Source organism: Sporosarcina sp. Marseille-Q4943 (assembly GCF_943736995.1).
Taxonomy (GTDB): Bacteria; Bacillota; Bacilli; order Bacillales_A; family Planococcaceae; genus Sporosarcina.
Window position 1 is genome coordinate 1,453,867 of sequence record NZ_CALSFT010000002.1, and the last position, 24,284, is coordinate 1,478,150.

The window sequence follows — 24,284 nt, forward strand, 5'->3', positions numbered from 1 at the left end:
ATTTACGACTGAACGGGAAAGGGATGGAGAACGTGACGATTCAATTCGAACAAATATTTAAACATGCCATACCTGCTATTCAAAGCAAACGGGATGAATTCCGTCTATACGGCTATCCAACGGTGACGAATGAAGAAATATGGAAATATTGCATACGTAAGAAATGGCGGAAGAAAAATGTGTCGACAATGCGGATCCATGAAATTGTAAATGGCGTGTTGTCATTGACTCCTGCTGAATTTATGACATATACACAAATCGAGGAACAAAGGGGTTCCAACTGGTTCTCGGATCTGAACAATGATGAGTTGCAGCTGCTTCTTTCACCGAAAAGTAAGTCATGAGCAACTGTTCTACGAATGTCCAACTATTTGACAGATGCTATTCTCTGTTTCATAATTGGAGTGTTATATTTTTTTAAAAACTGTACATAGCAATCGTCTTAGCGCTCCACGTACAGAGGGGGAACTAATTTATGAAGAAAAGAAGCCGGATCGTATCGTTTCTATTATTGCTCGTCTTGTTGGGATCATTGATAGGCGGTACGGTAAAACCGATTATTAAAGATGTAAGGCTCGGCCTGGATCTGCAAGGGGGCTTCGAAGTCCTTTATGAGGTTCAGCCACTTAAAGGTAAAGAAGGCCAAAAAATTACGGAAGATATTGTAGCCGATACAGCGGGCGCATTACGTAACCGTGTCGATGTGCTCGGAGTAAGTGAGCCCATCATTCAAGTCGAATCAAATAACAGGATTCGCGTGCAATTAGCCGGTGTGGAAGATCAGGAATCGGCTCGTGAGCTATTATCCACTCAAGCAAACCTGACATTCAGGGATGCGGACGACAATCTTATGTTGGATGGAAATGATTTAAAAGAAGGAAAGGCGAAAGCCAACTTCGGTCAAAATGGTAATCCTGTCGTTACACTTGAGATGAAAGACCCTGATAAATTCGGGCAAGTGACAGCTGAAATTAAAGCAAAAGCTCCCGAAAACGTTATGGTCATCTGGATGGACTTTGAAGAAGGCGTCGATTCATACAAAGAGGAAAGAATGAAGGAAAAACCAAAATTCATTTCTGCGCCTTATGTAAGTCAAGTTATCAATTCATCTAATGTTGAAATTTCAGGAAGCTTCACAGTGGAAGAAACTAAGAGCTTGGCAGGCATTTTGAATGCCGGGGCACTCCCAGTCCATCTAGAAGAAATATATTCTACTTCTGTTGGTGCTCAATTCGGAGCACAGGCGTTGGATAAAACGATTCTTGCTGGAATCGTTGGTATATCTCTTATTTTCATTTTCATGCTAATTTATTACCGTATTCCTGGATTTGTGGCAATTATTACACTATCCGTCTATATCTACCTGATCCTTACTGTCTTCACAAGCATTAACGGAGTTCTTACACTTCCGGGAATTGCAGCTCTGATGCTCGGGGTCGGTATGGCAGTCGATGCGAATATCCTGACATACGAGAGGATTAGAGAAGAACTCCGTGTAGGGAAATCAGTAAAGACAGCTTTCTCGGTAGGTGCGAAATCTGCGTTCACTGCCATATTGGATGCCAATATCACAACTTTGCTCGCAGCTGTTGTCCTATTCATTTTCGGGACAAGCTCCGTCAAAGGCTTTGCAACAATGCTAATCATCAGTATCCTCGTCAGCTTCTTGACAGCTGTTTGGGGCTCACGTCTATTGCTGGGTCTTCTCGTCAATAGCGGGATGCTTGATGGCAAGACAGGTCTATTCGGAATTTCGAAAAGCCGGGTCCACGCACCTGAAGAAAATGTGGACACGCTTGACCTTACAACGAAATTTGACCGGTTTGACTTTGTTCATTCCCGTAAGAAGTTCTATGTCATTTCGATGGCATTGATTATTGCTGGAATCATTGTTCTCGGGATCTTCAAATTAAACCTCGGGATTGACTTTGCAGGCGGTACGCGTGTTGAAATCTTATCGGACAAACCTTTAACCGCCGAGGAAGTCTCTGGTACTCTTGAGAAAATCGGCCACCCTTCAACAGACATCGTCATTTCCGGCGATACGAACAATATTGGTGTTGCTCGTTATAAAGAAGAATTTAAGCAAGAAACTGTCAACAAGTTCAAAAAAGATTTAGAGGCTCACTACGGTTCTGACCCGAACATTTCTACAGTTTCTGATACAGTTGGTAAAGAACTTGCTGGAAATGCGTTGAAAGCATTGCTAGTCGCTGCACTTGGTATCGTCGTCTATGTCGCATTCCGTTTCGAATGGCGCATGGGTGTTTCCTCAATTATCGGCTTGATCCATGATGCATTTTTCATGGTAGCCGTGTTCAGTATATCAAGGCTTGAAGTGGACATTACATTCATCGCTGCCGTATTAACGATTGTCGGATATTCGATCAACGATACAATCGTAACGTTCGACCGAATCAGGGAGAACTTGCATAAAGTCGGCAAGATCAACGATGCAAAGGAGTTGGCGGATATCGTTAATAAATCACTCCGTCAAACATTGGGACGTTCAGTGAACACCGTCTTGACAGTCGTCTTTGTCGTCGTTGCATTGATCGCCCTCGGAGCGGAAGCGATCCGTCCATTCTCGATCGCCTTACTGATCGGATTGCTCGCTGGAACGTATTCTTCCATCTTCATCTCAGCTCAAATCTGGTTTGACTTGAAGAAGAAAGAACTTGAAAAAGCGGGCACATTGAAAGTCGATAAAGAGAAAAAGCAATGGGGTTCTGATGAGCCGGTAGTCTGATGACCATAGCTCCTCAGAAGTTTCAAATCTCAACGGAACAGGGTATACCTAAGTGTATATCCTGTTCTTTTTATTTGATTGAAAGGGAAGGTGAAGAAGAATGAAGATGCAATGGTCGTTAATACTTAGTATTCTTTTTGCCATTATCATTGCCGTTTTCGCCATACTTAACGTCGAATCTGTCCAAGTGAACTACTTGTTCGGAAAAGCGCATCTGCCACTCATCCTCGTCATTCTTTTCACAGCACTGCTCGGCGCGGCCATCAGCGGTTTCATGGCGATGTTCAGATCTATTCGATCTAACAGGCAGATCAATGAATTGAAAAAGGAAATGACCGCAAAGGAAATCACGATTGCAACACAGCAAAATGAAATAGCCGCGCTTCAACATCTAGCAGAACCAATCATCAAAGATGAGAAGCTGTAAGCAAAGCATCCCCCACACAGGATGCTTTTTTATGCGTTGAAACCTCTCAAATATTAATTTACATGCAATCCGCATATCCCCTTTAAGAGTCCGTCGTCTTTCGATATAATGGGCATAAGAGGATGTGAGCCATTTTGATAGAATCGATGAAAACATGGACGATCAATCGTCCCGATGAAACAATCGTAAATACATTCATGAAAGAGCTTAGTATCCCTTCAATCCATGCCAAAATCCTCGTTTCACGAGGCTTTTCGGATGTGGAGGAAGCTAAGTCCTTCTTACATATGGAAGAAAACTGTTTGCACGACCCGTTTTTGCTTTACGATATGGATAAAGCAGTCGAGCGTATTTTCAAAGCGGTCGAAACAGGTGAACAGATAACCGTCTATGGCGATTACGATGCGGATGGAGTTACGAGCGTCACCGTATTGACGACTGCTCTCGAACAGCTTGGTGCGAACGTTGACTTTGCCATTCCGAACCGGTTCGAACACGGCTATGGGCCGAATATCGAGTTGTTTGATGAATTGCACAAAAAGGGCACTTCATTGATCATCACTGTCGATAATGGAATCTCTGGTTTGGACGCAGTTGCTTATGCCAAATCCGTCGGGATGGATATCATTGTGACCGATCACCATGAAATCGGGGATGAACTTCCGATAGCAGATGCAATCATTCATCCGCGGCATCCGGATGGGAATTACCCTTTCGGCGAGCTTGCGGGTGTAGGCGTTGCCTTTAAGCTGGCTTGTGCCTTGCTAGGAGAAGTGCCGGAAGAGCTGTATGAAATTGCTGCTATCGGCACTGTCGCCGATCTCGTTCCGTTGAAGGATGAAAACAGATTCATCGTCAAGGAAGGGATCAGGCGGATGAGGAGGTCGGAACGGCCAGCCATACAAGCGCTCGTAAAAGTGAGTGGAACCGATCAGCATACTCTATCCGAGGAATCACTCGGTTTCATGATCGGCCCGCGATTGAATGCACCAGGGCGTTTAGGCAGTGCGGATTCGGCTGTCCATTTGTTGAAAACGGAAGATCGATTGGAAGCGATGTCGATTGCCGAGCAGTTGGATACGTTGAATAAGGAAAGACAGGGGCTCGTCACTAAAATAGCGGATGAGGCGGATCGGGCGATGATTGACATGTATGGAGATATGCTGCCGTATGTCATCGTCATTGCAGGGGAAGGCTGGAATCCAGGTGTCGTCGGTATTGTTGCATCCCGGTTGACCGAAAAGTATTATAGACCGTCGATTGTCCTTTCCATAGACCGTGAAACGGGAATTGCGAAAGGTTCCGGCCGGAGCATTGCGGGTTTTGATTTATTCAAAGAGCTTTCGAAGACTGCGGATGTCCTTTCCCATTTTGGTGGCCATGAGATGGCGGCGGGCATGTCGCTTCAGCTGGAGGATGTCGATACGCTCCGCAGTCGATTGAATGATCAAGGGAAATTGAATTTGACAGACGATATGCTCACTCCGAAATTGAAGATCGATGTTCCGCTTGAAGTCGGAGAAATCGATGTCGAAGTTTTGGAAGCGATGGAATTGCTCCGACCATTCGGAGTGGCGTTTGAGAAGCCTGTTTTTTTAATTGAAAACCTTTCTGCATCTTCCGTGAGAAAAATCGGTGCAGCAAAAAATCATTTGAAGCTTGAATTGTCCGATGGGGTAGATTCACTTGACGTCATCGGCTTTGGAAATGGGTCAATCGCTGACGAAATGAGTCCAGGCGTAACACTATCCGTCACCGGAGATTTACAGGTGAATGAATGGAACGGCCGTAAAAAACCGCAAATGTTGCTTAACGATATTCAGTCAAAAGATCGGCAGTTATTCGACTTGCGAGGGATACGGGAGCCGAATCGCTGGATTTCCATCATCCCGAAAAAAAATAATTTATTTATTGCATTCCAAGAAACATCAATCCCCTATTTCAAGCCGATTTTGAAAAATGTAGAAATCCATCAGTTCGGTGAAGTGGAGCTGTCTGAAACCGACCATGTGATCATATTGGATATGCCGGCAGGGACGGAGCAGATGAAAGAATTGATTGAAAAGACGAATCCAAAACGGGTGTACGCCCATTTCTTTGTCAATGAATCCCTGTATTTTGAAGGGATTCCGGGACGCGAGCATTTCGGCTGGTATTACAGCTTTTTGAAGAAGCGTGGCTCATTTGATTTACGGAAGCAAGGACAGGAATTATCTAAGCATAGAGGTTGGAAGGTAGATACGATTTATTTCATGACAAAGGTGTTTTCTGAGCTTGGATTTGTTAAGATAGAGAGTGGTCTTGTTCATGTCATGGAGGATGCAGGGAAGAAAAGCCTTTCCGAGGCACCTTCTTACCAACAGAGAGAGCGTCAGATTGAATTGGAAAAGATGCTTGTATATGCACCATATATGGAACTGAAAAATTGGTTCGATGAAATCTGCAAAGAAACCGTCAATAGGGAGGAACAATTATGGATTTGAAAAGTTTCGTGACAATCGTCCCGGACTATCCGAAAGAAGGCATCAGCTTTAAAGATATTACGACAATCATGGATAACGGGGAAGCGTATAAATATGCGACCGATCAGATAGTCGAATTTGCAAGGAAAGTGGGGACGGATATTATCGTCGGTCCCGAAGCGAGGGGCTTCATCATCGGATGTCCTGTCGCGTATGCATTGGAAGTAGGTTTTGCACCAGTCCGTAAACCAGGTAAATTGCCGCGGGAGACGATTGCGGTTGAATACGATCTTGAGTATGGCAAGGATTCTTTGACCATCCATAAGGATGCCATCAAGCCTGGTCAACGTGTGTTGATCGTGGACGATCTGCTTGCTACAGGCGGAACGGTCGGCGCAACTGTTGAACTTGTGGAAAAATTAGGTGGAGTAGTTGCAGGATGCGCTTTCTTAATTGAGCTGTCCTATTTGAATGGCCGTGAAAAGCTAGAAGGCTATGATATTCAAGCACTTATCACTTATTGATGAAAGACCCTCCGCGGAAAAGCGGAGGCTCTTTTTTTAGTTCTAAGGGCTTTACATTCTTGCCGGTTTATACATACAATAGAATTATCTTTAATTTTTTTTGCGGAATTAGTTGAAAGGAGTAGAAAAATGGCGAAAAATCGTGACATGACGGCAGAAGATATATTTGAAATCGTTGCCTCGTATATGAATGGACAGCATGTCGCGTTCGTCAAAAAGGCGTATGAGGCAGCGAAGGCTGCTCATGAAGGGCAATTCAGAAGTTCTGGTGAACCATATATACTGCACCCTATCCAAGTGGCAGGCATTTTAGCAGAGTTGCAGATGGATCCTTCCACAGTCGCCGCAGGATTCCTCCATGATGTCGTGGAGGACACTGATGTTAGCCGCGAAGATATCATTCATGAATTCGGTGAAGAAGTGGCGAAGCTCGTTGACGGCGTGACGAAATTGGAAAAGCTGAAATTCAAATCGAACGAGGAAAAACAGGCAGAGAACCACCGCAAAATGTTCATTGCGATGGCGAGGGATATCAGAGTCATTCTTATTAAGCTTGCGGACCGTCTCCATAATATGCGGACATTGAAACATGTCTCGGATGAAAAGCAACGGAGGGTAGCATCTGAAACTCTCGATATTTTCGCACCGCTTGCACATCGGCTCGGAATTTCCACAATCAAATGGGAACTGGAAGACACTGCGCTCCGTTATTTGAATCCTCAGCAATATTACCGGATTGTCAACATGATGAAGAAAAAACGGGATGAGCGGGAAAAGTATTTATTGAACGTCATGGATACGATACGGGCGGAAATAGCAGAAATGGGCATCGAAGCTGATATTAATGGCAGACCTAAGCATCTGTATTCCATTTACCGTAAAATGATCCTGCAAAATAAGGAATTCAATGAAATTTATGATCTTCTTGCCATCCGCATCATCGTCAAAAGCATTAAGGATTGTTATGCGGTGCTTGGAATCATTCATACGTTATGGAAGCCGATGCCGGGAAGGTTCAAAGACTATATTGCAATGCCGAAACAGAACCTTTATCAATCTATCCATACAACGGTAGTCGGTCCGGCGGGTGATCCGCTAGAAGTCCAAATCCGGACGGAGGAAATGCATAGGATCGCTGAATATGGGGTGGCGGCGCACTGGGCGTATAAAGAGGGGAAAACCGTCTCGGAGAAACCTGATAATATTGATTCCAAACTGAAATGGTTCCGGGAAATACTTGAATTCCAAAACGAATCCTCAAATGCCGAGGAGTTCATGGAATCTTTGAAGTTCGATCTGTTTTCGGACATGGTGTACGTATTCACTCCGGATGGCGACGTCATTGAGATCCCGAAAGGCTCGGTGCCTATCGATTTTGCATACCGTGTCCATTCTGAAGTCGGAAACCGGACAATTGGTGCAAAAGTGAACGGTAAGATGGTACCGCTGGATACAGAGTTGTTCACAGGCGACATTGTCGAAATACTCACATCAAAGCAATCGTTTGGACCGAGCCGTGACTGGCTGAAAATAGCCAACACTTCTCAGGCGAGGAATAAAATCCGTCAATATTTCAAGAAGCAGCTGAGGGAAGAGAATATTATCAAAGGCTCGGAACTCGTTGAAAGGGAAGTGAAGCTACAGGAATTTGATCCGAAAGCCGTCCTCACTACTGAAAACATTCAGCGGGCGATCGACAAATTCAGCTTCACTTCTGAAGAGGACATGTATGCTGCAGTCGGATCCAATGGCATAACCGCACAACAAGTCGTCAACAGGCTCGCGGAAAAGATTCGCCGGGAGCGGGATCAACAGGATGCGATCGATAAAATCGTTTCAGATATGAAAACTCCACAGCCTGTCCGGACGACAGAATCGGGAGTGATTGTCAGAGGTCTTGAGAACTTGCTTATCCGTCTTTCAAAATGCTGCAATCCGATTCCAGGTGATGAAATTGTCGGATTCATTACGAAAGGTCGTGGTGTTTCAGTACACCGGGCAGATTGTCCGAATATCGCTACCGATGAGGACAGTGATCGGCTTATTGACGTCGAATGGTCGGTCGATATGAACAATGAACGCAAAGAGTTCCAAGTCGATATCGAAATTTCTGCATTTGACCGCCAAGGACTTCTGAATGAAGTGATGATGATGGTGGCCGATTCGAAGACACCGATCGTGGCGGTGAGCGGCAAAGCGGATCGTGATAAGCTTGCGAAAATTAGCATGACAATTAAAATTACGGATATTGCCCATTTGCATAGAATTGTGGACCGCATTAAACAAATACGCGATATCTATTCCGTGCAACGGGTGATCCATTAAGCAGGAAGGTGTTTGAATGAAGGTCGTTTTACAAAGGTCAGGCAATGCCTCCGTAACGGTCGATGGTGAGGTGACCGGCTCCATTCGGAAAGGGTATGTCCTTCTCGTTGGAATTACGCACGATGATACGGAACAGGATGCCGACTATATTGCAAAAAAGGTCGCAGGTCTTCGGCTGTGGGAGGATGAAGAAGGGAAGATGAACCGTTCCATCGATGAAGTGGATGGCGAAATCCTTTCCGTCTCCCAATTCACGTTGTACGGAGACGTAAGAAAAGGCCGCCGTCCAAGCTTCATTGAAGCGGCAAGACCGGAAAAGGCGCAGCCCATTTGGAACTACTTCAATGAAGCGCTCCGTGAGCAAGGCTTGAAGGTGGAAACCGGAGTCTTCGGCGCCATGATGGACGTAAGCCTTATCAACGACGGTCCAGTGACGATCATTATAGAGTCGAAAAAATAAAAAACGCAGCCCGTTGTAAAATAGGCTGCGACAGAGTGTAGACAAAGTCGTTATTTGACTTTGTCTACACTCGATTTTAGGGGAAAAACACTATAAATAGACATATTCTCAGCCTGATTGAAAACGCTTGTCAGCCTAGGCGCGAAGTGGAGCGAAGACGCGAATAGAACTAATGTTCATGAGCGGACGAGCGACACGAGCAACAACGGATGCGAGCGTTTGTCAACAGGCTGACGCAGCCCCTCATAAAACAGGGCTGCGTTTTTGTTAATTTGCATCAAAATGATCGAGCAGACCTTGATAAATTCCGTGAGTTGCTTGTTCACGGAACATTTCAGTCGTCAAAATTCGCTCTTCCGATGGATTCGATAAAAATCCTAATTCGATGAGGACGGCATTTTGACGATTTTCCCGCAACACTAGAAAGTTGGCAGGCTGCGCGCCGCGATTCCGCAGCGAAATCGTCGAGTCTAGTCCATCATTAATGGAGGAGGCTAGCGATTTTTGACTCGTATGTGTGTAATACGTTGTAAAACCGGTAATTGACGTATCGGGATTCGCGTCGTAATGGATGCTGATGAAAGCGTCTGCGCCTGACTGATGGCTGACGGCCACGCGCTTACGCAATGAAACATACGTGTCGGATTCGCGCGTCATGACGACATTCGCACCCGCTGCTTTCAGTTTGGCGGACAATAACTCGGCGGTCATCAATGTGAGCAGCTTCTCGTCTGTGCCTTGCATGCCGGTCGTGCCGCGGTCATTGCCGCCGTGTCCCGCATCGACAACGATTGTAAGTCCGTTTAAAGTACCGGATGCTCTAGCCTTTTGCTTCGGTTTATCTGTTCGGTCCGCCAAGGCGACATCCCCTGTTGAAACGACCCATTTGGCTATGAAAGCTGTCTCTCCTGAAGAAAGTGAAACATTGTACCAATCTCCTTCTTCCCCGATTACCGTCAATTTTTCGCCGGCATTGGCCCTTGTGACGATAGATGACGAAGTCGTTGAAGAAGATCGGATATTTGTGCCGTTCGTCAGCACAGTCACTTTTTTACTACTTAAAGTAGTATTGCTTCCGCTTCCTGTCACGCTTTTCGCACCAAGAGTGCCGTGGAATGAATAGACCCAACCGGTAGCCTTCTTGCCTAAAGATAGACGAACCCAGTTTCCGTCTATTTCTTTAACGGAGTAGGATTCCCCTTTCCGGATCAGACCGACTTTCTTTGAAGATAAACCCGGCGCTTTTCTTACATTCAGCGCATCGACCGATACGGTAAATTGCTCTGAACCGATGTCCGGCTTGTCTACCGTACTTGTCTGTCTTTTTTCACTCTGCGGTATTTCAGTAATGTAATCAGTATGTACCCAACCGTCGATGCCGTTTTTGACGATGGAAGCCCATTCCCCTTGTCGACCTGTCATCACAGCTGATTCGCCGGCATTCATTTGGCCAATGACCGCTGCGTTTAATGATGGCTCGGTGCGGATATTCAGTGCATTCACTTTGGAAACGGCACTCATTGCCGCAAGCTCCTTCGCTTCCTCGTTGACGACAAGCCATGAAGCGATCCATCCTGTGCCCGATCCGAATCTGATTTCATGCCAATCACCCGAAGTGGATAGCACTTCTGCGCGCTCACCCTTTTTCATTGAGCCGGTGACCGGGTAGGTAAGACCAGGTCCTGAACGAACATTCAGGGATTTCGTGTTAATGATGATTGTTTCGCCTTTCGCGGAAATTGTCGGCATCTCGCAAACAATCGAAGCGAAAAGGATGATAGCTAGAATCCATTTGCTAAATTTTGACAAACTATCACTCTCCCTTTTTACCATTGTAGAATTTTTGTGAAGAAAAAACCACAATGAATTGAAAAAGGTTGACACTTCGTGAATGAATGGCTAAGATTAGTTTTAATCTTAAACATCTATTCGCTGAAGACATGGAAAGTAACTGTATTGCAGGCTGACAAGAGAGAGGTGGACGTGGCTGAAATCCACCTTACAGACGGATATAGTGAAAAACACCATCGAGGCTCCGTGCTGAACAATACTATTCAGTAGGTGCGGACGGAACCGGCCGTTATCCGGGTACGAGTGGGCATGTAATTTGTGCCAATTTGGGTGGAACCGCGGAAGCTATCATAAGCTCTCGTCCCTTGTGTAAACAAGGGATGGGGGCTTTTTTATTTTTCGCGGCAAAGAACAGCGTGAAAGAAGGGGAAGTCAAATGAATTTCAAAGTGCCAAGAGGGACACAGGACATCCTGCCTTCCGAGTCGTGGAAATGGCAGCAGGTCGAAGCGATTATTCGTGATCTTTGCGAAAATTACCGTTACAAGGAAATCCGCACTCCGATATTCGAACAGACGGAATTGTTTCAACGGACAGTTGGGGATACTACTGATATCGTGACGAAAGAAATGTACACGTTCACGGATCGGGGGAACCGATCAATGACCCTTCGTCCAGAAGGTACTGCTCCGGTCGTCCGTTCATTCGTCGAGAACAAAATGTTCGGATATCCCGATCAGCCGGTCAAGCTTTACTATCAAGGTCCGATGTTCCGTTATGAACGTCAGCAAGCTGGCCGTTACCGTCAATTCGTCCAGTTCGGAGTAGAGGCGATCGGCAGCGCGGACCCGGCGATTGATGCCGAAGTAATCGCTTTGGCGATGGATGTTTACAAGCGTGCCGGATTGACGGATGTGAAGCTCGTCCTCAACTCATTGGGCGACCTCGAATCGAGGAATGCACATAGGGATGCACTCGTTGCACACTTTACGCCGCACATAGGCGAGTTTTGCAATGATTGCCAATCGCGACTCGAGAAAAATCCGCTTCGCATCTTGGACTGCAAAGTGGACCGCGAATATCCATTAATGAAGACTGCGCCATCATTGGCCGATTATTTGAATGAACAATCGGCAGCTTATTTTGAACAAGTGAAAGGCTATTTGGACGAAGTGGGCATTTCCTATGAACTCGATCCGAACTTGGTCCGCGGGCTCGATTATTACAATCACACAGCTTTTGAAATTATGAGCACTGCATCAGGCTTTGGAGCGATTACGACGCTTTGCGGAGGAGGAAGATACAATGGCCTCGCAGAGGAAATCGGTGGTCCTTCTGCTCCTGGTATCGGTTTCGGAATGAGCATCGAGCGTCTTCTTTTAGCTCTCGAAGCGGAAGGGAAGTCGTTTACACAAGATGCTGAGCTCGATGTCTATATTGTCACTCTCGAGGAGTCGGCTCACCGAAAAGGCTTCAAGTTATTGAATGAACTGAGGAATGCCGGCATTCGCGCGGATATGGACTATATGGACCGTAAAATGAAGGCCCAGATGAAATCGGCGGATCGGTTCAACGCGAAAGCGGTCATCGTCATCGGTGAAGATGAGGTGGAAGGAAAAGTGGTACAGCTGAAAAATATGGCTGACGGCTCCCAAGAGAAAGTCGAAGACGAAAACATTATTGGAAAAATTACAGAACAGTTGAATTAAGGAAGGTTGATGAACGATATGCAACGGACACATTATTGCGGACAATTGACTGAGGATGTCATTGGTCAGACGGTTACACTACAAGGCTGGGTGCAGAGAAGGCGGGATTTAGGAGGTCTCATTTTTATTGATTTACGGGATCGCGAAGGAATCGTCCAAGTTGTTTTCAATCCGGATTTCTCTAGCGAAGCGCTTGAAATCGCCGAAACGGTGCGCAATGAATATGTTCTTGAAGTGACAGGAAATGTCGTTGAGCGTGAAGAGCAGCAGAAAAACCCGAAATTGAAAACAGGTTCCATTGAAGTGCATGTGGAAAAGGTGCATATCATCAATGAGGCAAAAACTCCTCCTTTCATGCTTGAAGATGAAACGGATGTCAATGAAGAAATCAGATTAAAATACCGTTACTTGGACCTTCGCCGTCCGGCACTGGCACGCGTATTTAAAATGCGTTCAGACATTACAAAGACGGTTAGGAATTTCTTGGATGGAGAAGGGTTCCTTGAAGTGGAAACTCCAATTTTGACGAAGTCGACACCGGAAGGGGCAAGGGACTATCTTGTGCCGAGCCGTGTGCATGCGGGTGAGTTTTACGCTTTGCCGCAATCCCCGCAACTATTCAAACAAATGCTTATGGTGTCCGGTTTCGACAGATATTATCAAATTGCACGCTGTTTCCGTGATGAAGATCTCCGTGCCGACCGTCAACCTGAATTCACTCAAATCGATATGGAAATGAGCTTCATGTCCATCGAAGACATTATCGAATTGAACGAACGGCTTATGAAAAAAGTGATGAAAGATGTTAAAGACATTAATATAGAAATTCCGTTTAAGCGTCTGCCTTATGATGAGGCGATGGGGCGTTTCGGATCAGATAAGCCGGACACTCGCTTTGGCATGGAGTTGCAGGACGTATCCCAAGTTGTTAAGGATTCTTCCTTTAAAGTATTTGCAGGAGCCCTTGAATCTGGCGGGCAAGTGAAAGCGATTAATGTAAAAGGCGCAGCAGATAACTACTCTCGCAAAGACATCGATGCATTGGGCGAGTTTGCATCCGTTTATGGTGCAAAGGGGCTTGCTTGGCTGAAAGTGGACGCAGAAGGCTTGAAAGGTCCGATTGCGAAATTCTTTGAAGGTGAAGCGGGAGAGGCTTTAGCGAATTCCCTCGGAGCAGAAGCGGGAGACCTTCTATTGTTCGTAGCAGATAAAAAATCGGTCGTTGCGGATGCATTAGGAGCGCTCAGATTAAAGCTCGGCAAAGAGTTGAATCTAATCGACGAATCGCAATTCAACTTCCTCTGGGTGACAGATTGGCCTTTATTCGAATATGACGAAGAGGAAGGGCGCTACTATGCCGCCCATCACCCATTCACGATGCCTGCTGATGTCAATGGACTTGAAACGGATCCTAGCAACGTCAAGGCGCAAGCATATGACCTCGTCCTGAACGGATATGAGCTTGGTGGGGGGTCATTGCGGATCTACCAACGCGATGTGCAGGAGAAAATGTTCAAAGCTCTAGGTTTCACTGAGGAACAAGCACGCGAGCAATTCGGTTTCTTGCTTGACGCTTTTGAATACGGTACACCTCCTCACGGTGGCATCGCATTCGGATTGGACCGAATCGTCATGTTATTATCCGGTTCGACAAATCTCCGCGATACAATCGCATTTCCGAAGACGGCAAGCGCGAGCGATCTGCTAACTGAAGCACCAAGCGCAGTGGATAACTCTCAACTTTCCGAATTAGGAATTTCCATCCAGTCGAAATGAGTGGAACGGACAAGCTCTTGAAAGAAAAATGTAATAATTCGTTGAAGTGAATTCGTTGAACACAATTCTAATGTATGGTAGGATACAAGTAATACGAATCCTGAAGTGTACGTTTTTTGCTAATCAGTTTTGACCGAACATATTTATCGTAGGGAGCTTTCATTCTGTTTTGGATGGAATGCCCTAGTAAGGGACTTCAGAAAAGACCGATGAAGCACCCACCTGCTGAGTGCGGGTTCAAAACGATACTACAAAGACGGCACATTCGGGATTCGTTCCTACGCTTTAACAAACAATTAGTAGACTATATTCCCCTCTGGCGCAATTGCGGAGGGGTTTTTGATTGATTCATATACAGAAGGGCGGAATACCATTGTTACACCAATTTTCTCGGAATGAACTGGCCATCGGCAAAGAAGGAATCGATTTAATGCGCAAAACGACTGTTGCCATACTAGGCGTTGGCGGAGTCGGTTCATTTGCAGCCGAAGCTTGCGCCCGTAGCGGTGTCGGCCGGATCATCCTTATCGATAAGGACACCGTCGACATTACAAATGTCAATCGTCAGCTCGTGGCAACTTTGTCGACGGTCGGCAGGTCTAAAGTGGAAGTGATGAAGGAACGGATTCATGACGTAAACAAAGATTGTGAAGTGATTGGACTTCATATGTTCTATACGGAAGAAACGTACGAAGAGTTTTTCAGTTATGCACCTGACTACGTAATTGACGCATCTGATACGATCAGCTATAAAATCCATCTCATTAAGGAATGTGTAGCAAGAGGCATTAAAATCATCTCAAGCATGGGTGCCGCAAACAAGCTTGATCCGACCCGTTTCCAAATTGCGGACATTTCCAAAACCCATACGGATCCAATTGCTAAAGTGATCAGACTCCGATTGAGAAAAGAAGGAATCAAAAAAGGTGTCCCTGTCGTATTTTCCGATGAAAGTCCAATTGTCGTTAGGGAAGACATCGTAGATACAGTCGGTAACCCGGATGCGCAAATCCGCAAAGCGAAAATGCCGCCGGCTTCCAACTCCTACGTCCCTTCCGTCGCAGGCCTAGTCTGCGCAAGCTGGGTACTCAACGACATCGTAAAAGACATCCACATCGAAAGAGTAAAGGACAAGAAGTAAGAAAAAAGCTGTTTTCCCATGTTATTTTGGGAGCAGCTTTTTATTTTTAGGTTCTAATTTATAAAAAAATTCTCTAGGATTGTAGCGAAAGGCGGCGACTCCAGCGGGAAAAGCGTGTCCAGGTGAGACCCCGCAGACGCTTGCGTCGAGGAGGCTCACGGACCGCCCGTGGAAAGCGTCCGCCTGTAGCGGAAATCCGGTTGGACATTATTCCCTTGTTCCACCATTCCCCACCTGCTACAATCAACATAGGAAAAAAATAATGGAACTTATGCATTATATTATATAAAATGGAAGGACTGGAACCCTTGCAAAAACAGGATGGAATCTTACTCGAAAGCGGAACGAATGAACTCGAAATCGTCGAATTTCAAATGGGAGAGAACCGCTACGGCATCAACGTCATCAAAGTAAAAGAAATTATTCTCCCTACACCAATCACCGTCATCCCGCATGCACATCCATCCATTGAAGGAATCATCCAACTGCGCGGATCAGTACTTCCGGTGATCGATATGGAAAAAGTGATGGGACTGCCGGAAACAATCGGCAAAAACGAAGGGAAATACATCGTCGCCGCCTTCAATAAACAGGAAGTCGTTTTTCATGTCCATGAAGTCACCCAAATTCATCGCGTTTCATGGAATCAGATTGAAAAACCAGCGGATCTCTATTCGGGAGACAGTTCGCAAGTCATCGGAGTCATAAAGCGGGAGAATGACATGCTGCTCCTCCTTGACTTTGAAAAGATTGTCGTCGATATTAATCCGGATAGCGGTATTCAAGTCGAGCAGGTGAGAAAGCTTGGCGTGAGGGAAAGGTCCAATAAAAAGATTCTCGTTGCAGAGGATTCCCCGTTGCTCCGTAAGTTATTGAGCGATACGTTGACGGAGGCGGGCTATGGAAACATCGAGTTTTTCGAGAACGGAAAAGATGCATTGGGGTATTTAGAAAGTCTGACTGTTGACGGCAAAAAGGTATCGGATGAAATTCAACTTGTCATTACGGATATTGAAATGCCGCAAATGGACGGCCATCATTTCACGAAAAGGATCCGTGCGAACAACGAGCTGGCTATGTTGCCGGTCATCATCTTCTCTTCATTGATTACAGACGAATTAAAGCATAAAGGAATTAGCGTCGGTGCGAACGACCAAGTTAGCAAGCCTGAAATTGCAGAACTCGTCCTCAAAATGGACAAGCATATTTTATAAAAAGAAGCACCTCCTCATTTTTATGAGGATGGTGCTTTCTGTTATGAAAAACGTATTTTTATTTTCCTTTCTTGAATTCCTTCAATCGTTCATAAATACCCGCAAGTCTCTTCTCCTCTCCGGCAAGGACAGGTTCGTAATACTCCGCTTGCTTAATTTTATCCGGCAAATATTGCTGGTTCACCCAGCCGCCAAATGAACCGATTGGCGTATCATGGGGGTAGCGGTAACCTTCATGCCCAAGCTCAGCCGCTCCGGCATAATGAGTGTCACGTAAGTGGAGAGGGATGTCTCCCGTTTTTCCCTCGTTGATCGCTCTCGCGGCAGCATCAACCGCCTTGTATGCTGAATTTGATTTAGAGGCGAGGCACATTTCAATGACGGCATTCGCCAGTGGAATCCGTGCTTCCGGCATACCTAGACGGACAGCTGCCTCGGTAGCAGCGAGCACATGTGGACCGACTTCCGGCGATGCGAGTCCGATATCTTCGTAAGCCATGACGAGCAAGCGGCGGGACACGGCAATCAAGTCGCCCGTCTCAAGCAAATTCGCCAAATAGAAGATAGCCGCATTCACATCACTTCCACGCACCGACTTCTGCAATGCGGAAAGCAAATTATAATGATGCGACCCTTTCTTATCCCCGACAAGACCGATTCTTCCTATTAAATTATCGATTAACCAATCTTCAACAATGACCTTGCCCTGTTCCTCGTCACTTGCAGAAATGATCGATTCCAATAGCGTAAGAGCTTTTCGCGCATCCCCATTTACACCTTCTGCAATTTTTTGGATTTGGACATTTGACATTTCGATTTCCATTTTACCAAGCCCGCGTTCTTCATCATGTAATGCCCTTTCAAGCAATACGACCAAGTCGTCAGGCTCCAGCCGATTCAATTGAAGGATTTCACCGCACCGAGATCTAATTGCTGGATTGACGTCGTGAAAAGGATTTTCTGTAGTTGCGCCGATCAGGACGATCGACCCTTTTTCGACATGGGGCAATAGCGTATCTTGCTGCAGTTTATTGAAACGATGGATTTCATCAAGGAACAGTATGACTTTACCCGTGATCCGGGCTTCTGCCACGACTTCCTCTACATCCTTTTTCCCTGACACTGTCGCGTTCAATGCGATGAAAGGCAAGTGGCTCGTACCGGCGATCGCGTATGCCAATGATGTCTTCCCGATTCCAGGTTCTCCGTATAACAGCATGGAAGGGACGTGTCCTTTGGTGATCATCCGATAGAGCGCCGTATCTTTCCCAATAATATGTTGCTGTCCCGCAACTTCATCTATGTTTTTTGGTCGCATCCGAAATGCTAGTGGTTCATTTTGCAATCAAATCACTCCCCCGTACATCCGTTCCACTATTATACACGACGCGCACCCGGAAGTCATTTGAAGGAAAGCATTACAGCAGTTATGCTATAATATTTTGAAGTGTATTGATGAAATACGGAATGAAATGGACGAGAAAAGGACGTTGGTTTAAATGAGGATTTCTACGAAAGGCCGCTATGGGCTGACTGTAGTTGTAGAACTAGGTAAAAAGTATGGGGAAGGCCCTTTGCCATTACGGAAAATCGCGGAAGAGCACAACTTGTCCGAAGCATATTTGGAGCAGCTCATCCCGGCCTTGCGGAATAGCGGAATCGTAAAAAGCGTCCGGGGTGCATACGGCGGTTATAAACTCGCAAAGCCGCCGGGCGAAATTACCGCAGGAGACGTCATCAGATTGCTCGAAGGACCTATTCAGGTTGTAGAGGGAATTGGAGACGACAAAGTTCCGCAACAGTCATTATGGAACCGTATCGGGGACGCCATTCGAGGAGTATTGGATACAACAACAATTAAAGATTTGGTGGAAGCAGACGAATCCACTGATCTTGATGGATATATGTTTTACATTTGAAGTTATTCAATAAAGGAGTCTAATTATGCAAACGATATATTTGGATCATGCCGCCACTACACCGATCCACCCGGAAGTGAGTGCGGTATATGTGAAAGCGATGGACACGGTTTTTGGCAATCCTTCAAGCATCCATAGCTTTGGGAGGACTTCCCGTAAATTGCTCGACGATGCTCGCAAGACGATAGCGGAAGCGATCCAAGCTGAACCGAATGAAATCATTTTCACATCCGGAGGCACGGAAGCCGACAATGTCGCCATTTTTGGAACTGCCGCAGCAATGAAGGATAAAGGCAACCATATTATTACGACGGCAATTGAACATCATGCGGTTTTGAATTCATGTAAGGAATTGGAGAAGAACGGTTTTCAAGTCACATATTTGCCGGTTGATGAAAATGGGAAAATACGTGCCGAACAAGTGGCGGATGCGCTAACAGAAAAAACAGTGCTCGTCACAATCATGTATGGCAACAATGAAGTCGGCACGATTCAACCGATCAAGGAGATCGGTGAAATCGTCAAAGACCACCAAGCCATATTCCATACTGATGCAGTCCAAGCTTTCGGTATTATGGAGTTGGATGTAAACGAATTGCAAGTCGACCTGCTTAGCGCTTCCGCCCATAAATTGAATGGACCAAAAGGGGTCGGCTTCCTCTACCAAAGGAAGGGACTTCAGACGATGCCGCTTCAGTTTGGTGGCGAACAAGAACGTAAAAGACGTGCGGGAACAGAAAATGTACCAGCGGTTGCAGGTTTTGCGGAAGCTATAAAAATAGCTAGGAATGAAATGGAAGATAATCATCGTAAGTATGATCGATATAAATCAATCTTGACTGAAGTTTTTCAACAAGAGGGAATCGACTTCGAAGTGAATGCGGATATCGTCGATCGGCTGCCGCATGTCGTGAACATCAGCTTCCCTGGAACCGAAATCGAATCGCTGCTCGTCAATATGGATATGGCGGGCATAGCAGTATCGAGCGGCTCGGCTTGCACCGCGGGCTCCCTTGAGCCTTCGCATGTATTGTCGGCAATGTGGGGAAGTGATTCCCCGAAGCTACGGAACTCGGTACGTTTCAGTTTCGGTTTGGGACTCGACGAACAGGCAGTCAAAGAAGCGGCGACGAAAACAGCAAAAATTATCCAACGTCTTGTGAAATGAAATGATAAAGGATGAATACTATGAGAACTGCAAATAAACCAATATCTGAAACCCGGGTAGTCATCGGCATGTCAGGAGGAGTCGACTCATCTGTCGCTGCCCTTCTGTTGAAGGAGCAAGGGTACGATGTCATCGGGATCTTCATGAAAAATTGGGATGACACGGATGAATTCGGCGTTTGTACGGCAACCGAGGATTATGAAGATGTCATCAGTGTATGTAATGAAATCGGCATACCTTATTATGCCGTCAATTTTGAACAACAATATTGGGACAAGGTCTTCACCTATTTCCTCGAGGAATATAAAGCAGGCAGAACACCGAATCCTGATGTGATGTGCAATAAGGAGATTAAATTCAATGCATTCCTAGACCACGCAATGAGTCTAGGGGCAGATTTCCTCGCGACAGGCCATTACGCGCAAGTCGTCGAAACGGATGAAGGCGTTGCGATGCTCAGAGGGAAAGATGAGAACAAAGACCAAACTTATTTCTTGAATCAGCTGACACAGGAGCAATTGCAAAAGGTTATGTTCCCGCTCGGTGGCCTCGACAAATCTGAAGTGCGTCAAATTGCTGAACGGGCAGGGCTTGCAACAGCTAAGAAGAAAGATTCTACCGGCATTTGTTTCATCGGTGAAAGGAATTTCAAGGAATTCCTAGGGCAGTATTTGCCCGCTCAGCCAGGAGACATGAAAACGATGGACGGCAAAACTGTTGGAAAGCATGATGGCTTGATGTACTACACGATCGGCCAGCGCCATGGACTAGGAATCGGAGGCGCGGGAGATCCGTGGTTCGTTCTCGGGAAAGACTTGAAAGAGAACACATTGCTCGTCGGTCAAGGGTTCCATCATGATGCACTTTATTCCGACAGTTTGACTGCCATCAACATCAGCTTTGCAACTGCCCGCACATTGCCGGCCACTTTTGAATGCACAGCGAAATTCCGCTATCGTCAACCGGACACGAAAGTGACGGTCGAGCTTACAGGTGACGGAAATGCCAATGTCATTTTTGCGCAACCTGTCAGAGCGATCACACCAGGACAAGCTGTCGTCTTCTATGACGGTGAAGAATGCCTCGGTGGAGGAACAATTGATAAAGTCATAAAAAATGGTGTGCAACTAGATTACGTAGGATAAGGGGAAACATTATGGAATACAACGAAATAGGAATCAAGGCCCTTCAAGAAGGGAAATATGAAAAGGCAATCGAAGCCTTCATGAAAGCTGCAGAGGAAGAGCCGGACAATCCGGTCGGCTATATCAATCTTGGAAATGTCTTCGCTTCCGCAGGGGACACAGAAAGAGCTGAGCGATTCTTCCAGAAGGCGATCAGCTTGGATGAAAATGCGGGTTCCGCACTTTACGGGTTAGGCAATCTCTATTATACGAATGAACGGTTCGAAGAGGCTGCCAAACTGTATGAAAAGGCCATCCGTACAGGCTTGAATGAATCGGATACCTTTTTCATGCTCGGAAAGAGCTTGAAGCAGTCGGACAAATCCAAGCTCGCATTGCCCTATTTCCAAAGGGCAGCGGAATTGGCGCCGGAAGACATTGAAATCCGTTTGGCGTACGGAATTCTGCTTGCAGAAATGGAGCTATTTGAAGAAGCGAGTAAAGAGTTGGTATTTGTCCTAGAGATAGATAACGAGAATGCAGATGCCCATTACAACTTAGGTGTGCTGTATGCTGTCTCAACGGATCGTAAGGATGATGCTCTTTTCCATTTGGAAAAAGCGTTTACGATCGAACCTGAACATACGCAAGCACGATATATTTACGATATGATCAAGTTAGGTTAATTTCCAAAATGGACGGAACGTAAGGCGGTGATCTGTTTGGCTGAAGGAATAGGGAATAATGAAGCGGTTTTCATCGTTGGACGGCCTGTCGTCACTATTTTCCACAATCCTGATAATCTCTTTTCCATTGTTAAGATGAAAATAACGAAAACGAATAGTGGCTATGAGGATAAGGAAATCGTCATTAAGGGGAATTTTCCTCCCTTGGCGAACGAAGATGACTACAGACTGACGGGCAGGCTTGTCAATCATGCGACATATGGGCAACAGTTCGACGTTCATACGTTTGCGAAAGAGATGCCCGAAACCGAAACGGGAATCGTCCATTACTTATCCGGAGATCTCTTTCCTGGAATCGGCAGAAAAACTGCCGACACTATCGTGAAAACGTTAGGCAAGGACGCCATCAAACAGATTCTGGAAAACCCTTCGGTTCTTGATCGCGTTCCGAAGCTTTCGGAAGAAAGGAAAGAGACTCTTGTGTCAGTGCTTCAGGAAAATCTCGGATTGGAAAGAAGCATGGTGCAATTGAATGAATGGGGATTCGGTCCTCAGCTTTCGATGCGAATCTACCAAACTTATCGAGAAGAAGTCATTGAACTGTTGAAAGAGAATCCCTACAAGCTGATCGAGGACGTTGAGGGAGTCGGTTTCCAGCGTGCGGATGAATTGGGAAGGCAGTTGGGAATTACCGGCAAGCATCCTTCCCGGGTGAAAGCTGCAATCCTTCACACGATGAACCAAGGCGTCCAGTCGGCTGGTCACGTCTATTTGCATGCTGAAACTGTGTTGCCCGAAGTGAAGCGGTTACTAGAGTCTAGCCAAACGGAAGAAGTGCCGTTCGATCATATTTCTAGATGTGTCATTGAATTGGTTGAGGAAACTAAGCTGTACGGGGAAGGACAAAGGCTTTATATCCCTTCGCTTTATTTTTCTGAAATAGGCATTGCCTCTAAAATGGAAAGAATCATGGAAAACGATCTTTCCGACAAATTCCCAGTTTCAGAAATCCGTAAAGCAATTGGAGAAGCCGAAGAGCGGCTTGGTGTTAATTATGCCGAAACCCAAGTGGCGGCAATCGAAAAAGCGCTCCATTCGCCTGCAATGATTTTGACAGGAGGACCCGGAACAGGAAAAACGACAGTTATCCGTGGTTTAGTGGAAGTGTATGCCGAGCTGCATGGTCTTTCACTCGATCCGAAAGTGTATGTGGAAAAAGAGGAGACCTTTCCAATCGTTTTAGCAGCTCCGACAGGGCGGGCAGCTAAAAGGATGTCCGAGTCGACAGGACTTCCCGCCATGACCATCCATCGGCTTCTCGGCTTCAACGGCCAGGAAAAAGATGATGCAATCGGCAGGGAAGTGGAAGGGCGGCTCATCATTATCGATGAAATGTCGATGGTCGATACATGGCTTGCCCATCAGCTCTTAAAAGCATTGCACAATGATATTCAAGTCCTTTTCGTAGGCGATCAGGATCAGCTTCCGCCAGTCGGTCCCGGTCAAGTGTTAAAAGATATGCTTGATTCGGGAAAGATACCTGTCGTTGAACTGACCGAAATTTATCGCCAAAGCGCCGGGTCGACAATCATTGAGATGGCTCATATGATCAAAAATGCGGAATGGACAGATGACATAACGAGAAAAACGACTGACCGCTCCTTTATCAAGGCAAATGGAGAACAGATCCTCGAAGTCGTCGAACAGGTCGTGAAAAACGCCATTTCGAAAGGCCATCATATTAAAAACATCCAAGTGCTTGCTCCTATGTATAAAGGACCGGCCGGTATCGACGGACTGAACAAGATGATCCAACAGATGGTCAATCCACCGGGACCGGATCGGAAAGAAGTCGTCTTCGGAGATGTTGTCTATCGGATCGGAGACAAAGTGCTGCAGCTTGTCAATCAACCTGAAAGCAATGTGTTCAATGGCGATATGGGCGAAGTCATATCCATCATCAAGGCGAAAGAAACCGTAGATAAAAAGGAAATGTTGATCGTTTCCTATGACGGAATTGAAGTGGAATATGAGCGTAACGACCTAAATCAAATTACGCTTGCCTATTGCTGTTCGATCCATAAGTCCCAAGGAAGTGAATTTCCAATCGTCGTCATGCCGGTCGTTCGAGGATACAGGAAAATGCTCCGAAGAAACCTTTTGTATACAGGAATTACAAGAGCTAAGAACTTCCTCATCCTATGCGGCGAACCGGAAGAATTCAAAATCGGCATTAACCGGACAGATGAACTGGAGCGGCAGACGACATTGAAAGATCGCCTGCGGAAGGAAACCCCTGTGGAAAACCGCGAAGAGATCATAGAAAATGAACAAGCCGGAGAGCAGCAATCTGTACCTGTCGAAACTAGCAGCGAGACGCCGCAAAGTCCGAAAGATTATAAGCTGACGATGGAAACGATGCTCGGAATCGATCCGATGATCGGGATGCAAGGAGTCTCTCCTTATGATTTTTCAGAGGCGATGGATTGACACGGAGGCAGCGATTCCCTATAATCCAAAGTATCATATGAAATTCGATGACGGAGAAAGTACGCCTACCGCCATGCTCAGAAAGGAATCCCGAGGCTGAAAGGATTCCCATGGCCGTTTGCCGGAAAGCTACTCCTGAGAGCAACTAACACTTGCCGTTTGCCGCGTTATGGCTTCTTGAGATACCGGCGTTCCGCCGGTAAATTAGGGTGGTACCACGAAAAATCTTCGTCCCTTGTACAGGGGCGGGGATTTTTTTATTTTCACTTTATTTATTTATTAATTGGAGTGGCGAGTTCTTTATCTTGGATTGAAGCGGA

18 protein-coding genes, 1 other RNA gene and 2 other annotated features are annotated in these 24,284 nt (G+C 46.0%); of the genes, 17 read left to right on the top strand and 2 right to left on the bottom strand.

Features of this window, described 5'->3' with window-relative positions; genetic code table 11:
- Nucleotides 1–32: 32 nt before the first annotated feature.
- The 7 genes from NIT04_RS07105 to dtd all read left to right on the top strand — a co-directional run bounded on the left by NIT04_RS07105 (nt 33) and on the right by dtd (nt 8,947).
- Entirely contained in the window at nt 33–344 is a 312-nt protein-coding gene (locus tag NIT04_RS07105) for a post-transcriptional regulator (RefSeq protein ID WP_252502855.1), read from the top strand.
- Nucleotides 345–475: 131 nt separating this feature from the next.
- Complete coding sequence (secDF, locus tag NIT04_RS07110) at nt 476–2,749, top strand: protein translocase subunit SecDF (protein ID WP_252502856.1); 2,274 nt, start codon at nt 476–478, stop codon at nt 2,747–2,749.
- A gap of 100 nt (nt 2,750–2,849) precedes the next feature.
- A complete protein-coding gene (locus tag NIT04_RS07115) occupies nt 2,850–3,176 on the top strand; it encodes a lipopolysaccharide assembly LapA domain-containing protein (protein ID WP_252502857.1) in 327 nt (108 codons plus the stop codon).
- Nucleotides 3,177–3,310: 134 nt separating this feature from the next.
- Complete coding sequence (gene recJ / locus NIT04_RS07120) at nt 3,311–5,659, top strand: single-stranded-DNA-specific exonuclease RecJ (protein ID WP_252502858.1); 2,349 nt, start codon at nt 3,311–3,313, stop codon at nt 5,657–5,659.
- Nucleotides 5,650–6,162 (top strand): adenine phosphoribosyltransferase, encoded by a 513-nt coding sequence (locus NIT04_RS07125; RefSeq protein ID WP_252502859.1) that lies wholly within the window; start codon nt 5,650–5,652, stop codon nt 6,160–6,162. Before recJ ends, NIT04_RS07125 begins: the two co-directional genes overlap by 10 nt.
- Nucleotides 6,163–6,291: 129 nt before the next feature.
- The gene (locus tag NIT04_RS07130) at nt 6,292–8,487 is read left to right on the top strand and encodes a bifunctional (p)ppGpp synthetase/guanosine-3',5'-bis(diphosphate) 3'-pyrophosphohydrolase (RefSeq protein ID WP_252502860.1); all 2,196 of its coding nucleotides are present in this window, start codon (nt 6,292–6,294) and stop codon (nt 8,485–8,487) included.
- A gap of 16 nt (nt 8,488–8,503) precedes the next feature.
- Nucleotides 8,504–8,947 carry a D-aminoacyl-tRNA deacylase gene (dtd, locus tag NIT04_RS07135; protein WP_252502861.1) on the top strand — a complete coding sequence of 148 codons (444 nt, stop codon included), beginning with the start codon at nt 8,504–8,506 and terminating at the stop codon, nt 8,945–8,947.
- Nucleotides 8,948–9,214: 267 nt separating this feature from the next.
- On the opposite strand, the gene NIT04_RS07140 is transcribed toward dtd, so the two are convergent.
- On the bottom strand, nt 9,215–10,756 hold the full coding sequence (locus NIT04_RS07140) for an N-acetylmuramoyl-L-alanine amidase (protein WP_252502862.1): 1,542 nt from the start codon (nt 10,754–10,756) through the stop codon (nt 9,215–9,217).
- Between the two features lie 117 nt (nt 10,757–10,873).
- Nucleotides 10,874–11,107: a binding site (T-box leader), on the top strand.
- Nucleotides 11,108–11,174: 67 nt separating this feature from the next.
- On the opposite strand from NIT04_RS07140, the gene hisS reads away from it, so the two are divergent.
- The 5 genes from hisS (at nt 11,175) to NIT04_RS07165 (ending at nt 16,577) form a co-directional block, all read left to right on the top strand.
- The gene (gene hisS, locus NIT04_RS07145; RefSeq protein ID WP_252502863.1) at nt 11,175–12,446 is read left to right on the top strand and encodes a histidine--tRNA ligase; all 1,272 of its coding nucleotides are present in this window, start codon (nt 11,175–11,177) and stop codon (nt 12,444–12,446) included.
- A gap of 18 nt (nt 12,447–12,464) precedes the next feature.
- Nucleotides 12,465–14,222, top strand: coding sequence for an aspartate--tRNA ligase (aspS, locus tag NIT04_RS07150; protein ID WP_252502864.1), 1,758 nt, complete (start codon nt 12,465–12,467; stop codon nt 14,220–14,222).
- Nucleotides 14,223–14,316: 94 nt separating this feature from the next.
- A non-coding RNA gene (gene ssrS, locus NIT04_RS07155) (6S RNA) lies at nt 14,317–14,498 on the top strand.
- A 97-nt stretch (nt 14,499–14,595) separates the two neighbouring features.
- On the top strand, nt 14,596–15,363 hold the full coding sequence (locus NIT04_RS07160) for a ThiF family adenylyltransferase (protein ID WP_252503214.1): 768 nt from the start codon (nt 14,596–14,598) through the stop codon (nt 15,361–15,363).
- Between the two features lie 308 nt (nt 15,364–15,671).
- A complete protein-coding gene (locus tag NIT04_RS07165; RefSeq protein ID WP_305880090.1) occupies nt 15,672–16,577 on the top strand; it encodes a chemotaxis protein in 906 nt (301 codons plus the stop codon).
- Nucleotides 16,578–16,635: 58 nt separating this feature from the next.
- On the opposite strand, the gene NIT04_RS07170 is transcribed toward NIT04_RS07165, so the two are convergent.
- A complete protein-coding gene (locus NIT04_RS07170; protein WP_252502866.1) occupies nt 16,636–17,922 on the bottom strand; it encodes a replication-associated recombination protein A in 1,287 nt (428 codons plus the stop codon).
- 154 nt (nt 17,923–18,076) lie between these two features.
- On the opposite strand from NIT04_RS07170, the gene cymR reads away from it, so the two are divergent.
- Genes cymR through NIT04_RS07195 form a run of 5 tightly spaced genes read left to right on the top strand, consistent with a single transcriptional unit; the run spans nt 18,077 to nt 23,964 of the window.
- Nucleotides 18,077–18,496 (top strand): cysteine metabolism transcriptional regulator CymR, encoded by a 420-nt coding sequence (gene cymR / locus NIT04_RS07175; RefSeq protein WP_252502867.1) that lies wholly within the window; start codon nt 18,077–18,079, stop codon nt 18,494–18,496.
- A gap of 25 nt (nt 18,497–18,521) precedes the next feature.
- Nucleotides 18,522–19,664 carry a cysteine desulfurase family protein gene (locus tag NIT04_RS07180; RefSeq protein WP_252502868.1) on the top strand — a complete coding sequence of 381 codons (1,143 nt, stop codon included), beginning with the start codon at nt 18,522–18,524 and terminating at the stop codon, nt 19,662–19,664.
- 20 nt (nt 19,665–19,684) lie between these two features.
- Nucleotides 19,685–20,809 carry a tRNA 2-thiouridine(34) synthase MnmA gene (gene mnmA, locus NIT04_RS07185; RefSeq protein ID WP_252502869.1) on the top strand — a complete coding sequence of 375 codons (1,125 nt, stop codon included), beginning with the start codon at nt 19,685–19,687 and terminating at the stop codon, nt 20,807–20,809.
- A gap of 11 nt (nt 20,810–20,820) precedes the next feature.
- On the top strand, nt 20,821–21,474 hold the full coding sequence (locus NIT04_RS07190) for a lipopolysaccharide assembly protein LapB (RefSeq protein WP_252502870.1): 654 nt from the start codon (nt 20,821–20,823) through the stop codon (nt 21,472–21,474).
- Nucleotides 21,475–21,510: 36 nt separating this feature from the next.
- Nucleotides 21,511–23,964: an ATP-dependent RecD-like DNA helicase gene (locus tag NIT04_RS07195; RefSeq protein ID WP_252502871.1), complete on the top strand. Its 2,454-nt coding sequence runs from the start codon at nt 21,511–21,513 to the stop codon at nt 23,962–23,964.
- 38 nt (nt 23,965–24,002) lie between these two features.
- Nucleotides 24,003–24,203, top strand: a binding site (T-box leader).
- The last annotated feature ends 81 nt before the right edge of the window (nt 24,204–24,284 follow it).

Bases quoted from the DNA above. Each gene is read 5' to 3' on its own strand.
- NIT04_RS07115 (WP_252502857.1), top strand. From the start codon at position 2,850: ATGAAGATGCAATGGTCGTTAATACTTAGTATTCTTTTTGCCATTATC.
- NIT04_RS07130 (WP_252502860.1), top strand. From the start codon at position 6,292: ATGGCGAAAAATCGTGACATGACGGCAGAAGATATATTTGAAATCGTT.
- mnmA (WP_252502869.1), top strand. From the start codon at position 19,685: ATGAGAACTGCAAATAAACCAATATCTGAAACCCGGGTAGTCATCGGC.
- NIT04_RS07190 (WP_252502870.1), top strand. From the start codon at position 20,821: ATGGAATACAACGAAATAGGAATCAAGGCCCTTCAAGAAGGGAAATAT.
- aspS (WP_252502864.1), top strand. From the start codon at position 12,465: ATGCAACGGACACATTATTGCGGACAATTGACTGAGGATGTCATTGGT.
- dtd (WP_252502861.1), top strand. From the start codon at position 8,504: ATGAAGGTCGTTTTACAAAGGTCAGGCAATGCCTCCGTAACGGTCGAT.
- cymR (WP_252502867.1), top strand. From the start codon at position 18,077: ATGAGGATTTCTACGAAAGGCCGCTATGGGCTGACTGTAGTTGTAGAA.
- secDF (WP_252502856.1), top strand. From the start codon at position 476: ATGAAGAAAAGAAGCCGGATCGTATCGTTTCTATTATTGCTCGTCTTG.
- hisS (WP_252502863.1), top strand. From the start codon at position 11,175: ATGAATTTCAAAGTGCCAAGAGGGACACAGGACATCCTGCCTTCCGAG.
- NIT04_RS07125 (WP_252502859.1), top strand. From the start codon at position 5,650: ATGGATTTGAAAAGTTTCGTGACAATCGTCCCGGACTATCCGAAAGAA.
- NIT04_RS07180 (WP_252502868.1), top strand. From the start codon at position 18,522: ATGCAAACGATATATTTGGATCATGCCGCCACTACACCGATCCACCCG.